Annotated in this window: 5 protein-coding genes and 2 pseudogenes; 2 read left to right on the top strand and 5 right to left on the bottom strand. The window is 60.3% G+C overall.

Going from position 1 to position 4,878, the window contains the following annotated elements:
• Nucleotides 1–196: 196 nt before the first annotated feature.
• On the bottom strand, nucleotides 197–382 hold the full coding sequence (locus tag PQQ96_RS41615; RefSeq protein WP_408303173.1) for a hypothetical protein: 186 nt from the start codon (nucleotides 380–382) through the stop codon (nucleotides 197–199).
• Nucleotides 383–766: 384 nt separating this feature from the next.
• Here PQQ96_RS41615 and PQQ96_RS41610 point away from each other — a divergent pair, with 384 nt between their 5' ends.
• Nucleotides 767–973, top strand: a complete 207-nt coding sequence (locus PQQ96_RS41610) for a hypothetical protein (protein ID WP_408303171.1) — start codon at nucleotides 767–769, stop codon at nucleotides 971–973.
• Between the two features lie 16 nt (nucleotides 974–989).
• On the opposite strand, the pseudogene PQQ96_RS42355 reads toward PQQ96_RS41610, so the two are convergent.
• Nucleotides 990–1,097 (bottom strand): annotated as a pseudogene (locus PQQ96_RS42355) (DesA/ISL3 alpha bundle tail domain-containing protein); the annotation flags it as partial.
• A 304-nt stretch (nucleotides 1,098–1,401) separates the two neighbouring features.
• Here PQQ96_RS42355 and PQQ96_RS41605 point away from each other — a divergent pair.
• On the top strand, nucleotides 1,402–1,536 hold the full coding sequence (locus tag PQQ96_RS41605) for an entericidin (RefSeq protein ID WP_408303169.1): 135 nt from the start codon (nucleotides 1,402–1,404) through the stop codon (nucleotides 1,534–1,536).
• A gap of 222 nt (nucleotides 1,537–1,758) precedes the next feature.
• On the opposite strand, the pseudogene pgm reads toward PQQ96_RS41605, so the two are convergent.
• The 3 genes and pseudogenes from pgm to PQQ96_RS41590 form a co-directional block, all read right to left on the bottom strand.
• Nucleotides 1,759–3,445 (bottom strand): annotated as a pseudogene (gene pgm, locus PQQ96_RS41600) (phosphoglucomutase (alpha-D-glucose-1,6-bisphosphate-dependent)).
• 280 nt (nucleotides 3,446–3,725) lie between these two features.
• A complete protein-coding gene (locus PQQ96_RS41595; protein WP_408303167.1) occupies nucleotides 3,726–3,860 on the bottom strand; it encodes a hypothetical protein in 135 nt (44 codons plus the stop codon).
• A gap of 1 nt (nucleotide 3,861) precedes the next feature.
• Nucleotides 3,862–4,050: a hypothetical protein gene (locus tag PQQ96_RS41590; protein ID WP_408303165.1), complete on the bottom strand. Its 189-nt coding sequence runs from the start codon at nucleotides 4,048–4,050 to the stop codon at nucleotides 3,862–3,864.
• Nucleotides 4,051–4,878: the final 828 nt, after the last annotated feature.

The raw sequence follows: 4,878 nt of genomic DNA, 5'->3' as shown, positions 1-4,878 counted from the left end.
TCGCCTGACTACGGAGCCGAGCGACGCAGGCTCAGAGTCGCGAAGTATCGCGGCCACGGGATTCGCGGCGGTTATCACGACTGAGGCACATATCGGCCGCAACGACACCGCCCAGAGAAAGCTTGACCACATCGCCCAGCACCAAAATTCGCGGCCGGGACGCTCGGCCATTTGCCGTCCCGCTGCACCGACGCACTCAGCGCCAGGTACGTGCTGCGAGCGTCGCCTGCGCGCGGCTTCCCTGCAGCAGTGCGAGCGAAGCGTTGAACACGAGTAGTTCGGCGATGATCTTCGCCGCGAGGAATTTGCCGAGTGCACACTGCAGCACGATGGCGGCCTCAAGCATCCCCGGCACGGGTGCCCAGAATTTTTCGAGTGCCATGCGCCAGGGATGCGCCGACGTGTCTGGCATGGTGTTCGGACCAGACGCCCTATCCGCAGACGCGCTTCAGCGCTGCTCAGGCCGCCAGTTGGCGGTGCCCCCGGCGGGCTGGCCAGGTCGTTGGTGGGAGCCGCCGCTGTCGTGGGGGCATGGTGTCTTCTCCTGTGCTGCACTGGTTCCGGCGAGAACCTCATGAAAGCGTGGCCAGATTCGGGAGAAAGGTCGGTACGGTACCGTGCAGACAACGACGCGGACACTACTTAATGTTTGAATGAGGCATTGTATTGGGCAAGCTTCACAAGCAATTGGAATCGTAGTCGCAGAAAGACACGGGCTGGGCAGCTTCCATGTTGCAAACACCGTTTTCATTGAGGAGTTGACGAAATGACCTTGGATTACGCAGGCAGGTCGCACGATGAAGCCGTGGCAGCGCGGCACAAGCAGAAGCAGAAGGCACAGGAACAGGCGGGCGGCGAGATGGCGATAGAAGGGACGGAGGCCGATACGGAGCATAGTTGCGGCGAGCTCTCCGAGCGGGGCAAGCAGGTATGGCGCAGTGGAAGCGGGATCAACGGTGGGGGAAAGGAGTGATGTAGTCTCGCCGTCGTCAAGCGTACCGGCGAAGGCGCAATGAAAACTCCTCAAGGGCATCAATCCCGCTCAGTTCGGGACGACGGCACCAATCCTCCAACCGGAGGAGCAACTGCTCACGCGACATAGCGATCGCGTGCCCCGTCACGGCAGCACCGCTGCAAGCGCAAGAGGATCATCATGGCGGCCAGCAGCATGCTCAAGGCCACGGCGCCTCACGCCAGGCATACCGGCATGACGATCATCACCGCTATGGCCACGCTTATGGACATTCGGGCTATGGCTATCAAGGCTACGAAGAACCGCCTCTTGTCTATGCACCGCAGGCGGCACCGGGAATCAGCTTGTTCCTGCAGCTCTAGTTTCAATGGAAACGTAACCGGCCCGCAACCGCTGCCGGCAACAAGAACCTTTCGCAGGAGGACATCATGATGCGACTCATCGTTCTATTTTTGATCGCCGGTACCGCTCTTCTCGCGGGCTGCAACACTGTTGCGGGCGCGGGCACGGACATATCGAAAAGCGGCCAGGCCATCCACAACACCGCCGAAGACGCCAAGTAAGCGGCGCCAGCTATCGGTGTTGGGGATGTTCAAGAAAAAATTGCACCAGAAGGGGAATGGAGATGAAGAACCAAACAGGTGTATGGATGCTGATCGCGCTGTCCGGCGACGACCACCACGGCGGCGACTATCACGAGGCTCACGACCATTACTAGCCGTGCCGCGATCATCGCTTTTGCGCTGCGCGAGATCATGCGCAGCGAGGTTACCGGCGCCCGATCTTTACGGCTGAGCGCAATCATACGCGAGCGCATGTTCGTCAAGCGTGCCATCCACCATCGCCTGGGCTTCCTCAACGATACGCGTCAGGTGATCTTCACCCAGGAAGCTCTCTGCGTAGATCCTGTAGATATCTTCGGTTCCTGATGGACGTGCCGCAAACCAACCGCTCTTCGTGATCACCTTGATGCCGCCGATGGCGGCGTGATTGCCAGGAGCACGGTCCAGCACCAGCTCGATCTGTTCGCCGGCCAGTTCGGTGTGGGGAAACTGCGTCGGCGAGAGCCGCCCCAGCACCACGCGCTGCTGCGCTGTTGCTACGGCTTGTACGCGACGTTCAACCGGCTCGCCCATCCTCTGGGTCAGATCCCGGTAGATTTCAGCAGGATCGCGGCCAATGCGCGTCGTGATCTCGGCCGACAGCAACGCCGCCACGATCCCGTCCTTGTCGGTCGTCCACGCTGTGCCGTCAAGCCGCAGACAACTGGCGCCAGCGCTCTCCTCCCCGCCGAAGCCGAGCGAGCCGTCGAGCGAGCCGTCGAGCAAGCCGTCGACAAACCATTTGAATCCAACCGGCACTTCGTAAACCGTACGACCCAGCCTCTCGCTCACGCGATCGATCATCTGGCTGCTGACAACGGTTTTGCCCACCGCCACGTGGGCGCGCCACAGGGGGCGATGAGAATACAGATAATCGACGAGGACCGTGAGATAGTGATTTGGCGGCAGCAGTCCGGCGTGCCGCGTGACGATGCCATGACGATCGTGATCGGTGTCGCACGCAAAGGCCACATCGAAGCGATCCTTCTGGTCGATCAACGTTTGCATGGCATACGGTGACGACGGATCCATGCGAATCCGCCCATCCCAGTCGACGCTCATGAAGCGGAAAGTCGGATCGACGTCGTCGTTGACCACGCGCAGATTCAGGCCATAGCGATCGGCAATCGGCCCCCAGTAGTGCACACCCGCGCCACCCAGCGGGTCGACGCCCAGGAGGATCGGTGCGCCACGCACCACATCCATATCGATGACGCTGACGAGATCGCCAGCGTAGGCGTTGAGGAAGTCATGCCGGTGCGTCGTCGTGGCGCGCAGCGCTTTCGCTAAACACATACGCAGCACGTCATCAAGCTTGCTTTCGAGCAACCCGTTCGCTACCGCTTCGATCCAGCCGGTCACGATTTCGTCAGCCGGACCGCCCACTCGGTGGGTTGTATTTGAAACCACCGCTTTCCGGTGGATTGTGCGACGGCGTCATCACAATGCCGTCCGCCAATCCCGCAGTCCGGCCGCGGTTGTACGCGACGATGGCATGCGACACCGCCGGCGTGGGCGTGTATTCGCCGTTTTGCGCAATCATGATCTCAACGCCGTTGGCGGCCAGCACCTCGAGCGCACTCGCGTAGGCAGGTTCAGACAGCGCATGCGTGTCGACGCCGATAAAAAGCGGGCCGTCGATACCCTCCTGCCGCCGATAACGGCAGATCGCCTGCGTGATGGCGAGCACATGCCATTCATTGAAGCTGCGCGCGAAAGCCGAGCCGCGATGCCCGGAAGTGCCGAACGCGACCCGCTGTGCCGGTATCGCGGGGTCGGGCCTTTCGGTGTAGTACGACGTGATCAGCCGGGGGACGTTGACCAGCATCGCATGAGGTGCCGGTTTGCCGGCGAGAGGATTGATGTTCATCGCGATATCCATTGGTAGTGGAGACTCATGAGGGCGACACCCGGATTCGCCCTCATCGATCTTCCTGAGTACGACTCTCTCGCGCGACAGGCAGATGTCTGTACGGTAACGGGCAGTGATTTTTTGTTAAACAGACGGTATGATCAGCGACAACCGACGGATATAAATCCGGCGCTTGCGGTGAAGATCGACGCTCCATCAGGTCCGCTAGAGCAAGCCCCCACGAAAGTGAACGCACTTTCGAGCACCGGCAGTCATGTTCAAGCTGATCAAACCGCGCTTAGTCACATCTTCTGTCCAGCAGCGCGTGATAGTGTTCCTTCGACCGGTACACGGATTTCACGGCAGTCGGCCACTTCCCAAGATCGACCTCGACGTCTTCCGCAACCCGAAAGTCTCCAAGCTTGATCTTCATCTCATACCTCCTCGCCGAAGCGTCCCTCGCGGACTTTCTCCGTGTTGTTCCATGGCGACGCGGCACCGAGGAGAGCACGCGAGTATTGACTGATCGAGATACCTTCCTGCCGAGGGAAAGCAGGCTCGTCGGCGCTCGCCAGGACGGCTGCGCCGAGGCCAGTGGACAGCGTCTCTTTGTCAGGCTTCACGCTGCAGGTTTTGTTGCGCGTGGTGCGGCCCGGTGGCGCAACTTGCTCGCGCCGGATCGATGAGTGTGGGGTCTTGCTTGCGCTTTTCTGCCCGCGCTTCCGCAGCCAGGCCGTATTCTGCGCGTCGATCGCGGGTTCAGTTGTTGGAATCGGGTAGGAATGGCATCGCGCCTTCCTTTGTCAAATGAACTACGGTTCAGCATCCTCCAGTCGACACCCGGATGAAATCGTCACCATCCTGCGCAATCTCGCCGGCCCACGCGTCAAGTATGCGGTTACCGGCCATACGCATCGCGCAGTCGGTTCGCTGCGCATGACTGCGTCCGCAAGCACGCAGCATAACGCCGAACCGGAACGTCTTCGGCATACGATGCCTTGCACCTCGCGGCGAGTCTGTACACTGCTGAACTTTCCGGTTCGGGTGCGTCGCAGGGATGCTTGACGCTGTTCGATACTCGGCCACAAGCGCAACGCGAGACGGGTTTGCCGCGCCGCTCAAGCCTCAGGTGCTTCGTTACAGTTGAGTGCTCTCAGGCGTTGTCACCTGTTGAGCAAGCTTGACGATTCCGGCGTAGGTCAGATTACACGCGTATAAGCGCGCAGTAGCGCACGCAATACCTCTGCAATCGTCGATTCCAGAATAGCGGGGCCATCGCGCTGTCCAGAAAGTACCGGCAGCACCGAATTCAAGGTGACGCTGGTCAGTTCCCGTGCTCCCTCCTTCAAAGTCACACCACGATCCAATTCCTGTATCGCGGAGAACTCACGCGTACCCACACTCTCGAAAAAACTTCTATTTCAGATCTCGTGGAATAAATACGCACTGAC

This window comes from Paraburkholderia sediminicola, assembly GCF_046027825.1.
Taxonomy (GTDB): Bacteria; Pseudomonadota; Gammaproteobacteria; order Burkholderiales; family Burkholderiaceae; genus Paraburkholderia; species Paraburkholderia sediminicola_D.
The sequence above is the reverse complement of the archived record's forward strand: the minus strand, read 5'-3'. Positions and strand labels throughout refer to the sequence as shown.

What these genes read in the sequence shown, in the direction of transcription:
- PQQ96_RS41605 (WP_408303169.1), top strand. Translation starts at nt 1,402, where the DNA reads ATGATGCGACTCATCGTTCTATTTTTGATCGCCGGTACCGCTCTTCTC.
- PQQ96_RS41610 (WP_408303171.1), top strand. Translation starts at nt 767, where the DNA reads ATGACCTTGGATTACGCAGGCAGGTCGCACGATGAAGCCGTGGCAGCG.
- PQQ96_RS41615 (WP_408303173.1), bottom strand. Translation starts at nt 382, where the DNA reads ATGGCACTCGAAAAATTCTGGGCACCCGTGCCGGGGATGCTTGAGGCC.
- PQQ96_RS41595 (WP_408303167.1), bottom strand. Translation starts at nt 3,860, where the DNA reads ATGAAGATCAAGCTTGGAGACTTTCGGGTTGCGGAAGACGTCGAGGTC.